Source organism: Actinomadura roseirufa (assembly GCF_900659635.1).
Classification (GTDB): Bacteria; Actinomycetota; Actinomycetes; order Streptosporangiales; family Streptosporangiaceae; genus Spirillospora; species Spirillospora roseirufa.
The window spans coordinates 1-19,522 of sequence record NZ_CAACVB010000045.1 but is presented as its reverse complement, the minus strand read 5'-3'; the positions used below and the strand labels follow the sequence as shown (position 1 = coordinate 19,522).

Here is a 19,522-nt window from a genome sequence, read left to right as displayed (position 1 = left end):
TTATCCACATTCTCGCGGAGGGGTTGGCGCGGAGCCCCCGAGCGCGCGACGCTACGTGACATGGATCACTTCGCCGCGCAGCTTCGGCGGCTGCGCTCCCTCTTCGGCCTCTTCTTCGCGCCCGAGGTCACCGCCGCGCTGCTGCCCCTGACCAGACCCGCGCTCCGGCTCGGCGCCGAGGGAGACGTCAGCGTCCATCTCGGCGGCACGCCGCTGCTCCCGCCCGGCAGAGCCTGGCCACTGTGGAAGGGACGCCCGCTCGACTTCCTCGGCGCGATCGACTTCGCCGGTCTCGCCTCGCTGGGCGAGATCCCCGGCCTGCCCACCGCCGGAAAGGCCGCGTTCTACTACGCCAGTGAGGCGCCGCGTCCGTGGGGCGACGAGGCGGCCCAGCGGGACGGCTGGCGCGTCTTCACCGGCTACCTGGAGCCCGCGGAGGCCCCGCCCGGTGCGTCGCCTTTCCCGCGATGCCGACTGGGAGTGGCGCCGTTCCTGTCCCTGCCCTCGCCCCAGGAGCCGGTGGCCCGGCGGCTGGAGCTGACCTACAGCGGCTTCCTGCAGGTGTACGAGCAGCTCCACGCGGCCTGGTCCCAGCACGCCTGGCCGGACGACGCTCCCGTCCACCAGCTGGGCGGCTGGCCGGCCCTCGTTCAGCGCCCGGTCGGCCCCGACTGCCTGTACGCCTCGTCCGGTCGCACGCTCGAATCCCTTGACGACGTCCACCTGTCCGCGGATGAGCAGGCCGCCGTGGACGAGTGGCGCCTCTTACTGCAACTCGATTCCGACAAGCGCCTCGGCTGGCACTGGGGCGACCCGGGCCGCGTCTACTTCTGCGCCCGCGAGCGCGACCCCCTGGAGCAGAGTTGGCTGACCGTCCAGGCGACCTGACGGGGCACCGGCACGGCATCGGCCGCGACGACGGCTCGGCGTCCGTTCGCCATGGGGGTCAGTGCCGGGTGCGGTGGTGAAGGACGTACCCGGCGCCGACCACCAGTGACCACAGGGCCAGATGGAGGGCGATGGCGGGGAAGTCCGAGACGAACCTGCCGGGGCCGTCATGGGCGGACCGGATCCAGCCGATCATCGGCACGGAGAGCGGCGAGAGCCGTCCCATGCCGAGCAGGAGGAGCGCGACCGCACCGCCGAGCAGGGCCAGCAGCGACACCCCGGGGTCCGGCAGGACGGCCCGGCTGGTCCACGCGCCCAGCAGCGTCCCGGCGACGGCCACCAGCGGGCACAGCGCCACCCCCGTCAGGATCGCCCGGCCGGGCGACTCCGCCGCGAACGCCTGAAGGAGAGGGACCGCCAATGCGAGGACGCCCAGGCACAGGTTCACGCAGTACGCGGCCAGCAGCCCCGCCCATGCCGGTACGGACGCGCGGCGCACGGCCGTGGACGACAGCGCGCGCTGCTCGTCGGGCTGCGTGTCGAGCAGCGCGCGCGCCGCCCACGCCCAGACCGGGAACATGAACGCCGCCACGTCCCCGAGCGTCCCCACGGCCAGCTTGCCCGCCTCGGACCCGCTCGGGCCCTGCAGGAGGACGAGCGCCACGATGAGCGCCACCACGATGAGGGGGTGCAGGAGGCGCAGGGAGCGCATGTAACCGGTCATTTGGAAGCGGGCTAGGGCGATCACTGTGCGGGCCTCCGTACCTGGTAGCCGTCGGCGCGGAGTTTGGTTTTCACGGTCTCGGCCTCGTCCTCCCGCACCACGATCTCGAGCACGGTCCAAGGCGCGTCGTTCGCGTCGCCCGTCATGCCGACCGTCGCATCGCCCTCGTCGCCCTTCATGGCGGCCGTCGCGTCGCCCTTGGTGGGCTCCGCCATGTCCTCCGGGGCGAGACGGCGCACCGTCCCCTCGGCCACGCGCAGCCGGTCGACGCCCGGAAGGGCCTCAATACAGCGCTGGTGGTCGCTGACCACCACGGTCGTGCCGGCGGAGGCGAGCTCGCCGATCAGGCCGGGAAGCGCGTCCCGGGTGGCCGCGTCCAGACCGGCGAACGGCTCGTCGAGGATGAGCAGGCCGGGGTCGTCCATCAGAGCCTGCGCGAGCCCGATCTTCTGAGCGCTGCCCTTGGACAGCTCGGGAAGCCGCACATCGAGGAGGTGCCCGAATCCGAGACGCTCGGCCCAGGTGTCCACCGCGTCGGCGGAGACCTTGCGGATGGCGGCCATGTGCGTCAGGTACGCGCGGACAGCGAACGGCTGATCCACGGGAAAGCGCTCGGGCGCGTAACCGACCCGCTCGGGCCGGTCGCTGACGACTCCCTTGCGCGGTTTCCGCAGCCCCGCGATCAGCCGGAGCAAGGTGGACTTCCCCGCACCGTTGCGCCCGGTCACCTCGAAGACCTGTCCTGGCGGGAGGGACAGCGTGACATCCCTGAGAACCCAGGGATCGTTCCGGTGATACCTGAAGGCGACGCTCTCAAGCCGCATAGTCCCCGGACGCTAACGATCGCAGCGTAAGGCGCCCGTTAGGCCTGCGAGCCACGCGTAACCGCCCCGAAGCACTGGGCCGGGGAGCTCGAACGCACCGATGCTCGGCACCCTGCTCGGGTTGCCACTGTCCACATTGATCGGCTGCCGGCCAGGGACGCGTACACGCAGGCAGGACGTCGTGGCTCAGGACCAAGCCGTGTGCCTGCACGAGGAATATCGGAGTTGGGGGGTGGTGGGGGAGAGCCGGGGCCGTGTGTCTTGGAGCATCGCGTGGGGTCGCGCACGGTGTGTGGGCAGGTGCTGGCGGCGACCTGGAGGTGTTGGGCGGGGAGTGCGGGGTGTGTGTGCGTGCTGAGTGTTGTTCGCGGTGTGGGGGGCGAGTGGTTTGGAGGCGGTGCGTTTGGAGTGGAGGCGGTGTGGCCGGGAATTCGGGTGCGTGGATTGAGCGGGGAGCGCCGGACCTGGAAGGGGCGGGCTGAAAAGGGGACGGGTGGGCTGCGGCGAAAGGGGAGGTGTGGGGTGGTGTGGGCCAGAACTGGGGCTGGGGCCGGGGGTGGCGGTGGGTTGTGGCCGGGGGGGGGGGGTCGGAAGAATGGAGGATGAGGTGAGGGCGTGAAGAGTTGTGTGTTCTGCGAGATCGTCAAGGGTGAGCGGCCTGCGCACGTCGTGCTGGACGAGGGGGATGTGTTCGCCTTTCTCGATATGCGGCCCCTGTTCAAGGGGCACACCCTGCTGGTTCCGCGGACGCACTATGAGACGCTCACGGATCTGCCGGGAGAGTCGCTCGGGACGTTCTTCGGGCACGCGCAAAGGCTCTCGGGGGCGATGGAGTCGGTGCTCGGGGCGGCGGGGTCGTTCGTGGCCATGAACAATCGCGTCAGCCAGAGCGTGCCGCACCTCCACGTTCACATCGTGCCGCGGAACCGGAAGGACGGTCTGCGCGGATTTTTCTGGCCGCGGCAGAAGTACGAGTCCGACGCCGAGGCGGCCGGGATCGCGGCACGGCTCGCGGACGCCTCCGGCGGGCGGGGCTGAACGCGGGCCGTGCGCGGCGTCGTGTCCGGTGCGTCAGGTGAGGGCCGCTATCACGGCGACGAAGGGTTCCGGGGTCTGGGGTTCCGGGGGCGGGGGCTCCTGGGACGCGGCGTGTTCGTGCAGGTCGCGCTCGGCACGGTCCAGAGCGGCGGACAGGACGTAGTCGTGGAGCGTCCAGCCGATGAGGTCGGCGGCCCTGAGGAGCGCGCGGTGCTGTTCGGGAGAAGTGCGGAGGACGATGTGGTCGTCGGCGGGAAGGCCCTGGCGAACCGACTCGGGCATGGGCCGGTCTCCTTCCTTACGGCATTTCAACGTACGCCGGGAGAAGCGGCTCGGGCATCCCCATTTAGGACGAGAACTCGGTTCAGCGGCCGCCCCAGGAGTAGGTCTGTTTGCGTGACTTGAGATAGACGAAGCTCTCGGTGGAGACGACGCCGGGGACGGCGCGGATGCGGCCGAGCAGTTCCAGGAGGCGTTCGTCGTCCTCGCAGACCAGTTCGAGGAGGACGTCGAAGGAGCCGGCGGTGATGACGACGTAGTCGATCTCGTCGACGGCGGCGAGCTCGTCGGCGATCCGCTCCAGGTCGCCCTCGCACCTGACGCCGACCATCAGCCGCCGGGAGAAGCCGAGCATGAGGGGGTCGGTGACGCCGACGATCTGCATGACGCCGGAGTCGAGGAGCCGCTGGACGCGCTGGCGGACGGCGGCCTCGGAGAGGCCGACGGCCTTGCCGATGGCCGCGTAGGAGCGCCGCCCGTCCTGCTGGAGCTGCTCGATGATCTGCCTGGCGGTCTCGTCGAGCGGGACGGCGGGGCGGGCCGAGCCCCGGCGGGCGGGCGGCTGTCCCGGCATCGTTGGCCTCCTCGGTGCGACAGGGGTGCAAGCGGTCGGTTCAAGTGAATCAGTCGTGAAACTTGATCGTAAGAACGGAATCACTTGTATTGGGCCTGATCCTCTGTCAGGGTCGGGCCATCAGGACACGGCGGGCAAAGGTGCCCAGGGAGGGTCGAGGATGCGGCTGCGCAACTTTATCGGCGGCGAGTACGTGGACGCCAAGGACGGGCGAACCCAGGAGGTGGTCGACCCGAGTACCGGCGAGCCGTACGCGCTGGCGCCGGTGTCGGGCGCCGGTGACGTCGACGCCGCCTTCCAGGCGGCCGCGGACGCGTTCCCCGCCTGGCGTGACGCCACGCCGCGGGAGCGGAGCCTGGCGATGCTGCGGTTCGCCGACGCCGTGGAGGCGCGTGCGGGCGAGCTGGTCGAGGCGGAGAGCCGCGACACCGGCAAGCCGATCCAGCTGACCCTGGAGGAGGAGGTGCCGCCGATGGTGGACAACCTCCGCTTCTTCGCCGGGGCGTCCCGGGTGCTGGAGGGGAAGGCCACCGGGGAGTACATGGCGGACCACACGTCCTCGATCAGGCGGGAGCCGATCGGGGTGTGCGCCCAGGTGACGCCCTGGAACTACCCCATGATGATGGCGGGCTGGAAGATCGGCCCCGCGCTGGCGGCTGGGAACACGGTGGTGCTCAAGCCGTCCGAGACGACCCCGGTCAGCACGCTGCTGCTGGCGGAGATCGCGGCGGAGTTCCTTCCGGCGGGCGTGTTCAACGTGGTGTGCGGTGACCGGGACACGGGCCGCGCGCTCGTGGAGCATCCGGTGCCGCAGATGGTGTCCATCACCGGCAGCGTGCGCGCGGGGATGGAGGTCGCCGCCTCGGCGGCGAGGGACCTCAAGCGGGTGCACCTGGAGCTGGGCGGCAAGGCGCCGGTCGTCGTGTTCGACGACGCGGACGTGGAGTCCGCGGCGGCGAGCATCGCCGAGGCCGGGTACTTCAACGCCGGCCAGGACTGCACGGCGGCCACCCGCGTGCTGGTGGCGGACCGGTTGCACGACGACTTCACCGCCGCCTTGGCGGAGGCGGCCAAGGGAACCGCGGTCGGGCCTCCGAGCGACACGGACGCCTTCTACGGTCCCGTGAACAGCGCGGGGCAGCTTGAGCGCGTGCAGGGGTTCGTGGAGCGCGTGCCGGGGCATGCGGAGGTCCTCGCGGGCGGTGAGCGGATCGGTGACCGTGGCTACTTCTTCGCGCCGACGGTCGTCGGAGGGCTTCGCCAGGACGACGAGCTGGTCCAGGACGAGGTGTTCGGCCCGGTCATCACGGTCCAGCGGTTCTCGGACGAGCAGCAGGCCGTGGCCTGGGCGAACGGTGTCAGGTACGGTTTGGCCGCGAGCGTGTGGACCCGCGACCACGGACGGGCCATGCGGATGAGCAAGGCCCTCGACTTCGGCGCCGTGTGGGTCAACACCCATATCCCACTGGTGTCGGAGATGCCGCACGGCGGCTTCAAGCACTCCGGCTACGGCAAGGACCTGTCGATGTACGGACTTGAGGACTACACCCGCGTCAAGCACGTCATGCACTACATCGGCGGCTGACCGCCGAGCGCCGGCGCGGCCGGGGCGGGTGGCGTCCCCCGGAGTGACCGACCGCGCGGTCATGGGCCGCACCGACCCGTGAAGGAACCCCCTGCCATGACCGAGACCCAGCCCGCTCCCGCGCGCGACGACCCCGGTCGTGCGGTTCCCGCCATCGAGCTCGCCGGAGTGGAGAAGGCGTTCCGCGTCCATGGCGAGCACGTCGCCGCGGTCCGCGGCGTCGATCTGGAGGTCGGGCAGGGGGAGTTCTTCTCCCTGCTCGGCCCTTCGGGCTGCGGCAAGACCACGACGCTGCGGATGATCGCCGGTTTCGAGGAGCCGACGGCCGGCGAGGTCCGCCTGCACGGACGCGGCGTCACCGGGGTCCCGCCGAACCGGCGGGACGTCAACACGGTGTTCCAGTCGTACGCGCTGTTCCCGCATATGAGCGTGTTCGAGAACGTCGCGTTCGGGCTGCGCCGCCGCGGCGTCCCCAAAGGTGAGATCCGGGCGCGGACGGGAGCGATGCTGGATCTCGTCGACCTGGCGGGACGGGAGCGGCGCCGTCCGTCGGAGCTGTCGGGTGGGCAGCAGCAGCGTGTGGCGCTGGCGCGCGCGCTGGTCAACCGCCCCCGCGCGCTTCTGCTGGACGAGCCGCTCGGTGCGCTGGACCTGAAGCTCCGCCAGTCCATGCAGGTGGAACTGAAGCGGATCCAGCGTGAGGTCGGCATCACGTTCCTGTACGTGACGCACGACCAGGACGAGGCGCTCACCATGTCGGACCGGATCGCGGTCATGAACGAGGGGCTGATCGAGCAGCTCGGCACGCCGAGGGAGATCTACGAGCGTCCGGCGACGCGGTTCGTGGCCGGGTTCATCGGGACGTCGAACCTGCTGGCCGGGGAGGTCGGCGAGGTCACCGGCGGGGGGAGCCGGGCGGCGCTGTCCTTCGGCCCGGACGGGCGCGTGGAGGTGCCGGTCCGGGACGGGCTGCGGGTCGCGGTGGGGGAGCGGCTGGAGCTGACCATCCGCCCGGAGAAGATCGGGATCGGGGCGGACGAGCCGGCGGACGGCCTGTGCGGTGTCCGCGGGACCGTCACCGAGGTCGTCTACCTGGGCACCTCGACCAGCTACAACGTGACCACGTCCGCGGGCGCCGACATGGTCGTGTTCCAGCAGAACGCCACGTCCGCCGACGATGCCGCCGCCCGCGGGGACGGCGTGTGGCTGTCGTGGGATCCGCTTCACTCCTACGCCATTGGAGCCCCTCGGTGAGCGGGGTCGATCCCGCGTTCTCGCGCGGTCTCACGCGGCCGCGGATGGCACGCTCCACCCTCGCGCGGCGGGACGCGCTGCGGCTGCTGGGCGCAGCGGGCGCCGCGGCCGCGCTGTCGGCGTGCGGTGTGAAGGGACAGGGGAGAAGGGCGGAGGCCGGCCGGGACGACGTGCGGGAGTTCTGGTCGGGCAGGTCCGGGACGGGCGAGCTGAGCTGGGCGAACTGGCCCGGGTACATGCAGGACGACCACCGGACCATCAAGGCGTTCGAGAAGGAGACGGGCATCACGGTCTCCTACAAGGAGGTCATCCAGGAGACCGGCCCCTGGTTCGGCAAGATCCAGGCGCCGCTGGCGGCGGGCCAGTCGATCGGCTTCGACCTGATGGTGATGACGAACGGCATCCAGCTGGAGAAGTGCCGCCGGCTGGGCTATCTGGCGCCGCTGGACCGGTCCCGGCTGCCGAACGTCGCCGCGCACGCCGGCGCGGCGTTCAGGAACCCGTCCTACGACCCCGGCAACGCGTTCACGGTCCCCTACGAGTCGGGCATCACGGGAATCGCCTACAACACGAAGTACGTGAAGGAGGAGATCACCAGCATCGCGCAGCTGTTCGACCCGAAGTACAAGGGCCGGGTCGGCATGATGGGCGACTCGCAGGAACTCGGCAGCTTCGGGATGTTCCTGATCGGCGTCGACCCGGAGAGGTCGACCCCGGCCGACTGGGACAGGGCCGCGGCGAGGCTGCGCGAGCAGCGGGACCGCGGGATCGTCCGCAAGTACTACACGCAGGACTACGTCGACGCCGTCAGCAAGGGCGAGGTGTGGCTGACGATGGCGTGGTCGGGCGACGTGTACAGCCTCGCCGGCCCGGACGTGCGGTTCGTGGTGCCGAGGGAGGGCGGCACTCTCTGGACCGACAACCTCTGCATCCCGAGGACGGCCGAGAACCCGGTGGACGCGCTGACGCTCATGAACTGGCTGTACGTCCCCGCGAACAACGCGCCGCTCACCGAGTTCGTCAACTACATCACGCCCGTTCCGGCGACCAGGCAGATCATCGTGGCGGACGCGGCGAGGGCGACCGGCGAGGCCCGGGCGGACCTGACGCGGCTGAGCACCAGCCCGCTGGTCTTCCCCTCGGAGGGCGATCTGGCCCGGCTGCGGCACTACCGGCGGCTGACGCAGGCCGAGGAGGTCCGCTACCAGAGGACCTTCGAGCCGATCGCCAAGGGGTCGTGATGGCGGACTCCGCAGGTCGCACCGGGGAGCGCGGGTCCGCCGGGCGGGTACGCGGCGCGCTCGCGCCCTACCTGATGGTCCTGCCGGCCGGGCTGTGGCTGCTGGTGTTCTTCGTGGTCCCGATGGTCGCGATGGTGTCGTTGTCGCTCCAGACGGGCGACCTCGTCGACGGGTTCCGGCAGACCTTCCACTGGCGGAACTACACCGACGGGCTGCACACCTACGGCGACCAGTTCGTCCGGTCGCTCTGGTACGGGCTGCTCGCGACGGTCGCGTGCGCCGTGCTCTCCTATCCTGCGGCGTACTGGATCGCGTTCCGCGGGGGCCGCGGGAAGACGGCGTACCTGATGCTGCTCCTGCTCCCGTACTTCGTGTCGTTCGTCCTGCGGACGGTGTCGTGGAAGCTGGTGCTGACCGACGACGGGCCCGTCCTCGGCCCGCTGCGCGGCCACGGGATCCTGCCGCCGGGATTCCATGTGCTGGACACCGGCTTCGCGGTGGTGTCCGGGCTGACCTACAACTTCCTGCCGTTCATGGCCCTGCCGATCTACGTGGCGCTGGAGCGGATCGATCCGCGGGTCGTGGAGGCGGCGCGGGACTTGTACGCCGGCCGCGCGGGGGCGTTCGCGCGTGTCGTGCTGCCGCTGTCGCTGCCCGGGGTGTTCGCCGGCGTGATCCTGACGTTCGTCCCGGCGTCGGCGGACTACGTCAACGCCGAGGTGCTGGGCGGGCCGGGCGACACGATGATCGGCAACGTGATCCAGTCGGAGTACTTCGACAACGGCGCCTACCCGGTCGCCTCGGCGCTGTCGTTCGCGCTGATGGCGATCCTGCTGCTCGGCGTCTTCGCGTACGCGCGAGCGCTCGGCACCCGGAACGTCCTGGAGGCGGCCGGACGATGACGACGCGCACGAGGCCGGCGCCCGCCCGGCGGGGGACGCCCCGCCGACGCCGCGTCGACGGCCTGCACGCCTACACGCTGCTGCTGATCGGCTGGCTGATACTGCCCGTCGCGATCATGATCGCGTTCGGGTTCAACGACGTGCACGGTAAGCAGAACTACCGCTGGGAGGGGTTCACCCTCAGGTGGTACGCCCACCTGCTCGACAAGGACGACCTCGTCACGGCGGTGGTGAACTCGCTGACGATCGCACTGCTGAGCACGCTGCTCAGCACGGTCGCGGGAACGCTCGCGGGCCTCGCGCTCGGCCGGTACCGGTTCCGCGGCGGGGGCGCGACCGGCCTCCTGCTGCTCATGGCGATCTCCTGCCCGGAGGTCGTGATGGGCGCCTCGCTGCTGTCGATGTTCGTGACGTTCGGCCTGCCGCGCGGCTATCTGACGATCCTGCTCGCGCACGTGATGTTCTCCATCGCGTTCGTCGCGGTGACGGTGCGCGCCCGCGTGGTGGGGCTGGATCCGGCGGTGGAGGAGGCGGCGCGGGATCTCGGGGCCGGGCCGTGGACGCGGTTCCGGCTGGTGACCCTGCCGATGATCATGCCGGGCGTGGTCGCCGGGGCGTTGCTGGCGTTCGTGCTGTCGATCGACGACTTCGTCATCACCGGCTTCACGAGCGGCGCGACGGTCACCTTCCCGCTGTGGGTCTACGGCTCGACGCGGACGGGCACGCCGCCGCAGGTCAACGTGCTGGGCACGCTGATCTTCGCGGTCGGAGCGGTGGTCACCGCGGTGACGGCGCGGCGCGGCGCCCGCGCGCCGGATCACTCCAGGGCCTGGTAGACCGAGTTCCAGAAGTCGGCGTGCAGCGGAGAGCGCGCCGGGTGCATCGGCCGCTGGGTCAGCAGGATCGCGACCAGATCCTCGGCGGGGTCGTTCGCCCAGGTGGTGCCGAGGCCGCCGTCCCACCCGTACCGGCCCGGCGTCGCGTACAGCTCGTCGCGGCGCAGCACGACCGAGACGCCGAGCCCCCAGCCGCGGGCGGCGCCGAGCGCGGCGGCGTGCTGCCCGGCGCCGAGCTGGTCGGTGGTCATCAGCTCGACCGCCGGACGCGACAGCACCCGCTCGCCGTCGTGGACGCCGCCCGAGTGGAGCATCCGCGCGAACGCGAGGTAGTCGGCGGCGGTCGAGACGAGCCCGGCGGCACCGTCGGGGAGGGCGGGCGGCCGGCTCCACCGGCCGTCGGCGCCGTCGTAGAGGGTGAGCCCGCCGTCCTGGTCGTCCATCGAGCAGGCGTCGGCGAGGCGGGCCCGCGCGGGCGGCGGCACCGAGAAGCCCGTGTCGCGCATGCCCAGCGGCTCGAAGAGGCGTTCGCGCAGGAACTGTTCCAGGGGACGCCCGGTGACGCGCTCCAGCAGGATCCCGAGGATGGTGGAGCCGGTGGTGTAGAGCCACCGTTCGCCCGGCTGGGCCTGGAGCGGGAGTGTTCCGACAAGATGCAGCCACTCGTCCGGGGTGTGGGGCGCATCCGGACGCGGGGGGCCGAAGCCCATGATGTCCATCTCGCGCACGGCGGCGTCGAACGGCGTCCCGAAGGTGGAGAGGTCCATCGCCACGCCGAGGCCGCAGCGGAAGTCGAGCAGGTCCCGGACCGTGATGGAGCGCGCCGCGGGGACGGTGTCGTCCAGCGGGCCGTCGATACGGCGCAGGACGCGCCGGGACGCCAGCTCGGGCAGGAGGGCGTCCACCGGGTCGTCCAGCCGCAGCCTGCACTCCTCGACGAGCGTCAGCGCCGCCACGGCCACGACGGGCTTGGTCATCGAGGAGATCCGGAAGATCGTGTCGGCGCGCATCGCGGTGCCGCTCAGCGTGGCCGCGCCGATCGCCTCGACGTGGGTCTCGCCGTGCCGGGACAGGACCGTGACGACGCCCGGCACCGCGTCCCGCTCCACGTGCGCGGCCATGGTCTCGCGCAGGCGATGGAGCCGCGCCTTGGAAAAGGTCATGTCGGTACTCCGATCGGGTTACGGAAGTGGAGACCCGGCGGCGCGGCGGAAGTCATCGCCGGGTCAGTCCGGCGACCAGTCGGTCACGCCGAAGATCACCGACGAGACCTCCAGGTAGAGCTGCTCCGGGTACGGCATGAACCCGACGTTGCGGAGCGCCTGCTTCTGCCCGGCCGACTCCATGACGAACTCGCCGTAGCCGAGCATCCGCCCGGCGACGGAGCGCTCCAGCGCGATGTCGGTGACCTTCGCCAGCGGCATCATCGCGACGTTGCGGTTGAGGACGCCGCTGACCAGCATCACCCGGTGCTCGGTGACCAGGAAGAACTCCAGGGACCAGGCGACGGCCTTCCAGACCAGGTAGCCCAGGGACGCCAGCCACAGCCACCACACCCACAGCAGGCCCGAGATCACCCCGGCGGCGACGCACACGATGAGGCCGCCGACCACGGCCCCCACCGGCACCATCAGGACGGCGGGGTGCCGCCGGACGGCGATGACCCGGCCCTCGTAGGGCATCAGGTACCGGTCGACCGTCCGCGCACCGGTGTCGTCGCGGTAGACCATCATGTCCTGCAGATTCACGGCGGCGTCCTCGTCATGATGCGGTCCGTCATGATCCGGCTCGTGATGATCCGGCGGGTTCAAAGGTAGCCGAACGCGCGGCGCCGCCGCAGGGTCCGCGGGGTTAGGCATGGCGGTCCGCGACGCCCGCGCCGGCGGCCTTGTGCGCGGTGGATCGGCGGCTGATGATGTTCCGCATGGACGGCGTGCGTGATCCGGGCGAAGGAGCATGGGGCGGTTCCGCGGGCGGGGCCGCCGGCCCGCGTGCCGACCCCCGGAGCGGGCCGGGCGCGTGGGGCGCGCCGGTCCCCGACGTGACCGGGCGGCCGGTCTGGCGGCTGCTGCTGCGGGGCCTGGCCATCTACCTGCCCGGCTGGGAGACGCCCTCGGGGGCCGTCCCGGTGTCCGCCGTGCCCGGCGGCGCGGCGCCCGGGTTCGGGCCGCCCGCGTTCCTGGACGGCGGCGCCGGGTTCGGGCTGCAGGTGCCCGAGCGGCGGCGGGGGCTGGAGCCCGACCGTGAGATCTACGTGCGGGGCAGGGAGAACCCGAGCTTCGGCATCGTCGTCGCGGGCCCCGCGGCGGCCGTCGGGAGCCGGCTGGTGACCGCGGCGGCGCTGATGCGGTTCGCGCGCCGGCTGACCTTCGAGGAGCTGTACGACACCGCCGACGCCGACTCGGTGCCCTACGCGGTCCGCGGGGCGCGGGCGGTGGAGAACGTCGTCTTCCTCGACCGCGCGGCGGGCGCGGGGCTCTGCGTCGAGGTGGAGCCCGTCACGCGCGCCGTGCGGTGCCCGCTGTACATGCGCCTCGGCGGCCCCGCCGAGCGGAGCGTCCGGGTCTACGGGACGGACGGCGCCCACCCGGACGACGCATACCCGGGCGGCGCCTCCACGGGCGCCTACGCGGTCGAGGCCCAGGCGGTGAGGTCCCACAGCTGATGGGCGGGCAGCCGCCGCAGCCGGTCGGCGGCGGCGGCCGGGTCCCAGAACACCTCGTCGCTCTCCAGCTCCAGGGACTGCGCCGCGGTCAGCACCGCGCAGACCAGCTCGTCGCGCGTACGGACGGCCAGCAGCGGGCCGATCTGCGCGACCGCGCCCGAGCTCTCGAACAGCGTCCGCAGCAGCGCCTTCAGCGCCGCCTCGTCCTCTGGGGGACGGGGCGGCTCCACGCCGGCGGGGACGCCCGGCTCGACCCTGGCCAGCCCGCGGCGCCCGCCGTTCTGGGTGAGGCCGTTGTGGGGGAGGTCGGCGCCCGTGGAGATCAGCAGGGCGCTGAACGCGCCCGCGAGGTCGTCGGCGGCCTGCCCGCCGAGGAAGTAGCGGCGCCGCCCGGGCGCGTCGGGGGCCTGGCCGTCGGTGCCCTCCGCGGTGCGGAAGCGGACGCCGAGCCGGTTCGCGCGCACGCATCGCTCGTACATGTCGGCGAGGATGTCCTGGAGCTGGTCGTCGCGCGTCCACAGCCGTCCCGTCGTGGTGACGGCGGCGGACGCGTCGGTGCGGGGGCGGCCCGTGAGCGCGGCCGTCACCGAGTCGTCCAGCCCGCTCTCGGTGAACTGCAGGAGCTCGGTGACGACGTCCTCGACGTCCTCCAGGGTCCGGGTCAGCGTGCGCTGCAGCTCGAGGATCTCCGCGCCGCCGCGTTCGAGGTCGGCGAGCCGATCCAGCGCGGTGTCGACGCGTCCCTCGACGGCGGCGGCGCCCGCTCCGGTGGCCGCGCGCACCGACGTCTCGACCTCGCCCAGCTTGCGGCGCAGCGCGGCGAGCGTGATCCGCTGCTGCTCCAGGTCGTGCAGCCGGCCGGACTGGGTGCGCAGGAACTCGTCGGCCTGGTGGACGAGCCCGGCCAGCTCCTCGACCCGGCCGGTGTTCTGGCGGAGCCGGGAGTCCAGCGCGGGCAGCACGTCCTGCTTGACCCGCGACAGCTCGGCGGTGAGCTGCTCGCCCACCGTGACGAGGACGCCGTTCTGCTTGGTGACCTGCTGGTTCAGCTCCTCGATCCGGCGTGTGAACGCGTTCGCCTGGTCCCTGCTCTGCTTGCCGGCGTAGAGCTCCAGTGCCCCGACCACGACGCACATCACCACCAGGATGACCGTCGTCATCGCACTCCTCGGGCGGCCGTTTCTTACCGATTCGGGTTTTGATCGCGACCATAACTTACGATCACGTGCGCCGACCGGAACTTACGTAACCGACTGATCTCAGTGACCCTCCGGTCTCAAGAGTGCTCCCCGGTCCCGCGCGGTGACCGCGGGTGCGCGCTCAGTCGCAGCCCTCGAACTGCGGCACCGTCGTGGTGATGTTGAGCCCGGTCCCGCCGAACCACCGGCCGAGCAGCCGCCGCGCCGTCCCGCCCTGGTACATCGACGTGATCGCCCGGTTGACCGCCTCGCAGCCCTTCACGTCGCCCTTGCGGAGGCCGACGCCGTACGGCTCGTCCGAGAAGGGGGCGTTGACGATCTTCAAGGCCCGGCCGTCGCGAGCCGCGCGCGCGGACAGCCCCGCGAGGATGAGGTCGTCGGTGGAGACGGCGTCGAGCGCGCCCGCGCCGAGCCGCGCGGCGCAGTCGTCGTAGCCGGTCGCGTCGGCGGGCTCCGCGGCGACGCCCTTCTCGTCGTGGACGCGCGGGAACGACACCGAGCCCTTGACCCTGCACAGCCGCTTGCCCTTGAGGTCGTGCACGCTCCGCACGACCTCTGAGGGCCGGACGAGGATGTCCTGGTGCGCCACGTAGTAGGGGCCCGCGAACGTCACGTCGACCTTGCGCTCCGGCGTGATGGAGTAACTGGCGACGACGAGGTCCACCGCGCCGCTCTGGAGCATGTCCTTGCGCGTGTCCGAGGTGACCTTCTTGAAGCGCACCTTGCCGGCGGGGACCTTGAGATAGCGGGCGACCGTCTTGGCCACGTCGATGTCGAAGCCCTCGTACCCGCCGGACGCCGTGCGCGAGGCGAGCCCGGGCTGGTCGGCGTTCACCCCGATGACCAGCTCATGCCGTCCGACGACGGAACGTTCCCCAGCGTCGGCGATGCCGCACGCGCCCGCCGCGAGGATCGCCGCCGCCGCCAGGGCCGCCCTTGGGACGCGTCCGCGCATTCCGCCCCCGTTCACTTGGAGAACCGGTACTCCGCCAGGCGGGGACGGACCCCGGCCAGCACGAGCAACGCGAGCACCACGCCCGCGACGGGCACGACCGCGTACCAGCCGCTCGTCCCGCCGTCGCCGTCGTCGACGGCCCGGTCGAACGCGGCCTGGTGGATGCCGATCAGCGACTGCAGCGCCTGGTCGTAGCGGGTGAAATCCTCCGCGGTGCCACTGCGAGCCGCGACCGCCTGCGAACGCCGGCCGCCGTTGACGAGGTCGCGCAACCGGCGGTCGCCTGCCTGGAAGCGCCTGTACTCGCCCAGGACCTTCCTGAGCGCCTCCACCTGGTCCGGACGGGACGAACGCTCGGCCTCCGTCCCCAGGAAGCCGAGGAAGGGCACGGGGCGCCCCGGCCGGAACTCCAGGTCCCCCTGGATCTTCTGGTTGTAGTCGGCCAGGTTGTGCGCCTGAAGGTAGAGGACGGTCTGGGACTTGCTCAGATACACCTGCTCGTACGCGTCGGCCCGTCCCGGGTCCAGCAGGAACCGGGTCTCGTCGGCGTTGGCGCTGTTGCTGATGGCGCGGGTGCGCGACAGGGCGAGGAGGGAGTCGAACCCGTCCTGTTTGGCCGTGCGGAGATGGCCGGCCTGCCCCGACAGCATGGTGGTGGCCGCCACGAGCAGGACGAGAGTGCCGAGCGTGGCGAGGGCCAGCGCCGGGTTGAGCAGCCTGCGGAAGCGGACCGCCAGGAAGAGCTGCAGCCCGGCCAGGGCGACCAGCAGCACGGCGCCGGTGACGATGGTCCAGGTGCGGCCCGTGAGGACGGCCGATCGCTGCTCCTCGTAGGTGTGCCGGACGAGCGTGCCGTTGTCCAGCGTCAGGTTGTAGGCCTTGGGCTGGAGGTCGAGCTTCATCAGGGTGGTCGCCTCGCGGTACAGCCTGAGCACCTCGTCCCCTGGCGGGCCGGGCGCGTGGCCGGACCGCTGGTCGAGCAGCAGCGCCTGCCCGGCGAGCCGCTCGTACTTCCCGAGGGCCTCCAGGAGCTGGCGGGCCGTCTGGTTCTCGGTGGACTCGTCGGCGAGCTTGGACGCCTTGAGCAGCGCGTCGCCGGCCTTCCGCCGGTCCTCGTCGAAGCGGGCGAGCGCCGCGTCCCGCCCGCTGCCCGTCCCGCCGACGAGCAGCGCGTTGGCGAGCTGGGCGTCCATGTCGGTGAGCTGGAAGTACAGGTCGCCGGTCGCGACGACCTGCGGACCGGCGTCGTGCCCGATCACCCGCACGCCGTGGCGGGCGTTGGCGACCGCGACCCAGACGACCGCGAGCAGCGCCACGAGCACGACGACGATCAGCGCGGTGAACGCCCGGACGCGTCCCGCGACGGTGCGCGGCAGCGCCCGCCGCAGACCCTTCGGCGGGGCGGCGGGCGCGCGCCGCAGCCGGGCCGGCGACCGCGTCGCCGGGGGGGCGCCGGGGGGCGGGGTAGCGGGCGTCCCCGCCGCGGGCGCCTGCTGTACGGCCGTCATGTCGCCTCGCCTCGTGTGAGCGTGATGGTGGTCCAGGCGCCGACGTGGATCCGGTCGCCTTCGGAGAGGGGGACCTCGACGTGGAAGGGGATCGGCTCGGTGGAACCGTTCACGCAGGTCCGGTTGGTGGATCCGGGGTCCACCAACGTCCAGGTGCCGTCCGGCTTGGCCAGCAGGACCGCATGGGTGTGGGAGACGCCGGGGTCCTCGGGGGGCTCGCGCAGGTCGATGTCGGGCACGACCGGCTGGGAGGAGCTGCGCCGTCCGATGAGGATCTCGCGTCCGGCGAGCGGGATCCGCCGCACCGGTGCGTATGGGGGGAAGCGGAGGGACGCCGAGTCAGGTCCCTCCTCGGCCATGACGGCGTTGTAGTACTCGCGGTCTGCCCGCACCACCGCCAGCCACGCGGCGGTGCCGGGGCCGGGCGGTGCGGGAACCGGTCCGTCCGGTGCGGGCGGCGGTACCGGGTTCTGGGGGCGCGCCGGGATGCTCGAATGACCGGCCGGGCGGGAGGGCCCGCTCGCGGGCGACTGGGACGGGCGGGTCGGGGGCGCCAGGTCCGCGGACGCCAGGTCCGCGGGCGGAGGACCCGCGGGGGGCGCGGGGGGCGGTCCCGGGGGCAGGGTGGGCAGGCCGCCCCCGGTGGCGAAGTCGTAGCCGCACGCTTCGCAGAAACGGTCGCTGGCGGGTGTTCCGCAGTCGGGGCACGCCGTCCCGCCCATGGACCGCGACGGAAGCTCCTGCGTACCGGCCAGGCCCGCCCCCGAGCCGCCGGGGGCGGCCCCGCCGGACGGCGGACCGGACGGCGGGCCTGCGGGCGCGCCGCCCATGCGCTCGCCGCAGACGTCGCAGTAGTCGTCCGACTGGGAGACGTGGCCGCCGGGACAGGTCGCCATGCTCAGCCCTCGCCCCGCCGTGTGGTCACGGTCTCGTCCTTGCGGGTCCGGACGGTCTTGGTCGACCGGGTGTCGAGCTGCATCTCGTCGGCCTTGTCGACGTTGCGCTTCAGGCGGACGGTTCCGGTCGCCGGGTCGACGACGTCCACGACCTTGCGCAGCATCGCGGTGATGGCGTCGTTGCCCGCCTCGTCGGCGAGGACCACGGCCCGGCCGAGCCGCGCCGTCGCGGTGTCGAGGTCGCCGTCCTTGCGGGCCTGCAGGCCCTCCTGGATGACGGCGGCGAGCTCGGCCTGGCCGGTGTAGTGCGCCACCCGGGCGTTGATCTTGGTGGACTGCGCCTCGTCGTCGGTCCACTGCGCGAGCACGTTCGCCGACGCCAGGACGGCCGCCTCCGTGCCCGGCGCGCCCGGCACGACGAGCTTCACCCACGCCGCGCGCAGTTCCTTGCCGACCTCGCCCGGCGGCACCTCCACGCAGATGTGGTAGTCCCGGCTCTCCGCGCCCCAGGCGCCGAGCGGGTAGTCGCCGGCCTGCGCGGCCGAGTCGACGCGCCGGGCGGTCAGGTCCTCCACCGACGGCATGACCTGCTTGACGAACCGCAGCTTCGAGGTCTGCGGCGTCCACACCCGCAGCGCGACGTCGGCGACGGACTTGCCCATCGCCGCCCGCGTCATGGCCTGGAAGTCGGCGACGAGCCCCGCCGGGTCGGCGACGATGTCGACGCTGCCGAGCAGCGCGGAGGAGATCTTGCGCAGCTCGGCGACCTCCCAGTCGGTGCCGACGCCGCGGCAGTCGCAGACGAACCGGCCCGAGCAGCGGAACAGGACGGCGTCGAGCTCCTCCGGCGACTCGTGCTGGTTCTTGCCGTCGGTCAGCAGGATCGCGTGCCGGATCCCGCCGGGCGTGGCGTCGAACAGCTGGTCGGCCAGCCGCAGCCACGACCCGATCGCGGTGCCGCCGGACGCCTTCAGCCGGCTCAGCGCCCGCTTGGCCTGCTGGCGGGTCTGGTCGCTCGCCGGGACGAGCGCCGCGTGCGGCGGGTACACCATCGACGCGGTGTTGGACCCCGACACCACGGCGAAGTGCACGCCGTCGCGCAGCGTGTCGATCGCCGTCTGCGCGGCGGCGATCGCCGCCCGCAGCTTCGTGTCCGGGTAGGACATCGAGCCCGAGGTGTCGATGATGATGACCTCGGCGGCGTCCGCCGGGGCCGCGGGCACGGCGGGCGCGCCGTCCGCGGCGCCCGCCTCCACCGACACGATGGCGTGCACCTCGCGGCCGCCCTCGGGCAGGAACTTGTTCTGGTCGACCTTGATCGTGAATTGCGGCTGCTGGCTCATCGGTCATGCTCCGGGCTCGGTGGGGTGACGGGGGACGGGACCGGGATCACCGCGACCGTGATGTTGTCGCGGCCGCCCGCGTCGAGGGCGTGACGCACCAGCGTCCGCGCGGCGCCGAGCGGGTCGGACGCCGGGCCGTGGGCGGGGTCGGGCAGCAGCGCCGCGAGGTCCGCGGCGTGCGGGAAGTAGTTCCACAGGCCGTCGCTGCACACCAGCAGCGTGCCGGGCACCGAGGGCCGGAACGTCCGCACGTGCGGCCGGACCTCCTCGGCGTCCGCGCCCAGCCAGGCGGTGATGACGTGCGCGTTCGGATGCGCCTCCGCCTCCGCCTCGGTCAGCGCGCCCTCCGCCACCATGATCGCCGCCCACGAGTCGTCCTCGGTGAGCTGCCGGGACGGCCCGAGCTCGGCCATGTCCCCGGTGTCCCCCATGTCGGCGGTGTCCCCCATGTCCCCGGTGTCCCCCATGTCCCCGGTGTCCCCCATGTCGGCGGTGTCCGCCATGTCGGCGGTGTCCGCGCCGCCGCCGTCCCCGGTGTCCAGGTCGTCGAGGGAGAACTCGGCCGTGTCGGGGCCGTCGTCGCCCGCGCCGCCGGCGGGCGGGCCCGGTTCGGCGGCCAGCCAGTACGCCCGGCTGTCGCCGACCCAGCCGACGGTCAGCGCCCCGTCGCGGGTCACCGCGGACACGTACGTGCACGACGGCGCCTCGGCGGGCGACCCGGCGAGCGCGGCGACCGCGGCGGCGGCCTTGAGCGCCGCGGCGCGGGTGGCCGCCTCCGGGTGCTCGCCGGAGTCCAGCAGCGCCGCGAGCT

General features: G+C 72.4%; 20 protein-coding genes. 8 read left to right on the top strand and 12 right to left on the bottom strand.

Annotation, left to right across the window (positions count from 1 at the left end; genetic code table 11):
• Nucleotides 1-60 precede the first annotated feature (60 nt).
• Nucleotides 61-888 carry a DUF1963 domain-containing protein gene (locus E1291_RS12840; RefSeq protein ID WP_131737997.1) on the top strand — a complete coding sequence of 276 codons (828 nt, stop codon included), beginning with the start codon at nt 61-63 and terminating at the stop codon, nt 886-888.
• A 58-nt stretch (nt 889-946) separates the two neighbouring features.
• Here the strand turns inward: E1291_RS12840 and E1291_RS12835 are convergent, their stop codons facing one another.
• The gene (locus tag E1291_RS12835; protein ID WP_131737996.1) at nt 947-1,612 is read right to left on the bottom strand and encodes a hypothetical protein; all 666 of its coding nucleotides are present in this window, start codon (nt 1,610-1,612) and stop codon (nt 947-949) included.
• A gap of 20 nt (nt 1,613-1,632) precedes the next feature.
• Nucleotides 1,633-2,436: an ABC transporter ATP-binding protein gene (locus E1291_RS12830; RefSeq protein WP_131737995.1), complete on the bottom strand. Its 804-nt coding sequence runs from the start codon at nt 2,434-2,436 to the stop codon at nt 1,633-1,635.
• Between the two features lie 615 nt (nt 2,437-3,051).
• On the opposite strand from E1291_RS12830, the gene E1291_RS12825 reads away from it, so the two are divergent.
• Entirely contained in the window at nt 3,052-3,474 is a 423-nt protein-coding gene (locus E1291_RS12825; protein WP_131737994.1) for an HIT family protein, read from the top strand.
• A 33-nt stretch (nt 3,475-3,507) separates the two neighbouring features.
• Here the strand turns inward: E1291_RS12825 and E1291_RS12820 are convergent, their stop codons facing one another.
• Both E1291_RS12820 and E1291_RS12815 read right to left on the bottom strand, forming a co-directional pair.
• A complete protein-coding gene (locus tag E1291_RS12820; protein WP_131737993.1) occupies nt 3,508-3,756 on the bottom strand; it encodes a type II toxin -antitoxin system TacA 1-like antitoxin in 249 nt (82 codons plus the stop codon).
• Between the two features lie 82 nt (nt 3,757-3,838).
• Complete coding sequence (locus tag E1291_RS12815; RefSeq protein WP_131737992.1) at nt 3,839-4,327, bottom strand: Lrp/AsnC family transcriptional regulator; 489 nt, start codon at nt 4,325-4,327, stop codon at nt 3,839-3,841.
• A 160-nt stretch (nt 4,328-4,487) separates the two neighbouring features.
• Here E1291_RS12815 and E1291_RS12810 point away from each other — a divergent pair, with 160 nt between their 5' ends.
• The 5 genes from E1291_RS12810 (at nt 4,488) to E1291_RS12790 (ending at nt 10,145) form a co-directional block, all read left to right on the top strand.
• Complete coding sequence (locus E1291_RS12810) at nt 4,488-5,912, top strand: gamma-aminobutyraldehyde dehydrogenase (RefSeq protein WP_131737991.1); 1,425 nt, start codon at nt 4,488-4,490, stop codon at nt 5,910-5,912.
• A gap of 96 nt (nt 5,913-6,008) precedes the next feature.
• Nucleotides 6,009-7,166 (top strand): ABC transporter ATP-binding protein, encoded by a 1,158-nt coding sequence (locus E1291_RS12805; RefSeq protein ID WP_131737990.1) that lies wholly within the window; start codon nt 6,009-6,011, stop codon nt 7,164-7,166.
• A 44-nt stretch (nt 7,167-7,210) separates the two neighbouring features.
• Entirely contained in the window at nt 7,211-8,407 is a 1,197-nt protein-coding gene (locus tag E1291_RS12800) for a polyamine ABC transporter substrate-binding protein (protein WP_131737989.1), read from the top strand.
• Nucleotides 8,407-9,309: an ABC transporter permease gene (locus E1291_RS12795; protein ID WP_131737988.1), complete on the top strand. Its 903-nt coding sequence runs from the start codon at nt 8,407-8,409 to the stop codon at nt 9,307-9,309. Before E1291_RS12800 ends, E1291_RS12795 begins: the two co-directional genes overlap by 1 nt.
• The gene (locus E1291_RS12790; RefSeq protein WP_131737987.1) at nt 9,306-10,145 is read left to right on the top strand and encodes an ABC transporter permease; all 840 of its coding nucleotides are present in this window, start codon (nt 9,306-9,308) and stop codon (nt 10,143-10,145) included. The genes E1291_RS12795 and E1291_RS12790 overlap by 4 nt, the downstream gene beginning before the upstream one ends.
• Here the strand turns inward: E1291_RS12790 and E1291_RS12785 are convergent.
• Both E1291_RS12785 and E1291_RS12780 read right to left on the bottom strand, forming a co-directional pair.
• Nucleotides 10,127-11,308, bottom strand: coding sequence for a serine hydrolase domain-containing protein (locus tag E1291_RS12785; protein WP_131737986.1), 1,182 nt, complete (start codon nt 11,306-11,308; stop codon nt 10,127-10,129). The genes E1291_RS12790 and E1291_RS12785 overlap by 19 nt on opposite strands.
• 63 nt (nt 11,309-11,371) lie before the next feature.
• Nucleotides 11,372-11,878 carry a PH domain-containing protein gene (locus tag E1291_RS12780; protein ID WP_131738020.1) on the bottom strand — a complete coding sequence of 169 codons (507 nt, stop codon included), beginning with the start codon at nt 11,876-11,878 and terminating at the stop codon, nt 11,372-11,374.
• A gap of 191 nt (nt 11,879-12,069) precedes the next feature.
• Here E1291_RS12780 and E1291_RS12775 point away from each other — a divergent pair, with 191 nt between their 5' ends.
• On the top strand, nt 12,070-12,810 hold the full coding sequence (locus tag E1291_RS12775; protein WP_207400708.1) for a hypothetical protein: 741 nt from the start codon (nt 12,070-12,072) through the stop codon (nt 12,808-12,810).
• Here E1291_RS12775 and E1291_RS12770 read toward each other — a convergent pair.
• From E1291_RS12770 to E1291_RS43890, 6 genes are all read right to left on the bottom strand, one after another.
• Complete coding sequence (locus tag E1291_RS12770) at nt 12,771-13,970, bottom strand: hypothetical protein (protein ID WP_131737985.1); 1,200 nt, start codon at nt 13,968-13,970, stop codon at nt 12,771-12,773. The genes E1291_RS12775 and E1291_RS12770 overlap by 40 nt on opposite strands.
• A gap of 160 nt (nt 13,971-14,130) precedes the next feature.
• Nucleotides 14,131-14,964 (bottom strand): glutamate ABC transporter substrate-binding protein, encoded by an 834-nt coding sequence (locus E1291_RS12765; protein ID WP_131737984.1) that lies wholly within the window; start codon nt 14,962-14,964, stop codon nt 14,131-14,133.
• Nucleotides 14,965-14,975: 11 nt separating this feature from the next.
• Entirely contained in the window at nt 14,976-16,472 is a 1,497-nt protein-coding gene (locus E1291_RS12760) for a GlnX family signal transduction membrane protein (protein WP_242614114.1), read from the bottom strand.
• Entirely contained in the window at nt 16,469-17,368 is a 900-nt protein-coding gene (locus tag E1291_RS12755) for an FHA domain-containing protein (RefSeq protein ID WP_131737983.1), read from the bottom strand. The genes E1291_RS12760 and E1291_RS12755 overlap by 4 nt, the downstream gene beginning before the upstream one ends.
• A 2-nt stretch (nt 17,369-17,370) precedes the next feature.
• Nucleotides 17,371-18,711: a vWA domain-containing protein gene (locus E1291_RS12750; protein ID WP_131737982.1), complete on the bottom strand. Its 1,341-nt coding sequence runs from the start codon at nt 18,709-18,711 to the stop codon at nt 17,371-17,373.
• Nucleotides 18,708-19,522: PP2C family protein-serine/threonine phosphatase (locus tag E1291_RS43890; protein ID WP_242614113.1), on the bottom strand; the 815-nt coding region annotated here is incomplete at its 5' end. The genes E1291_RS43890 and E1291_RS12750, both read right to left, overlap by 4 nt.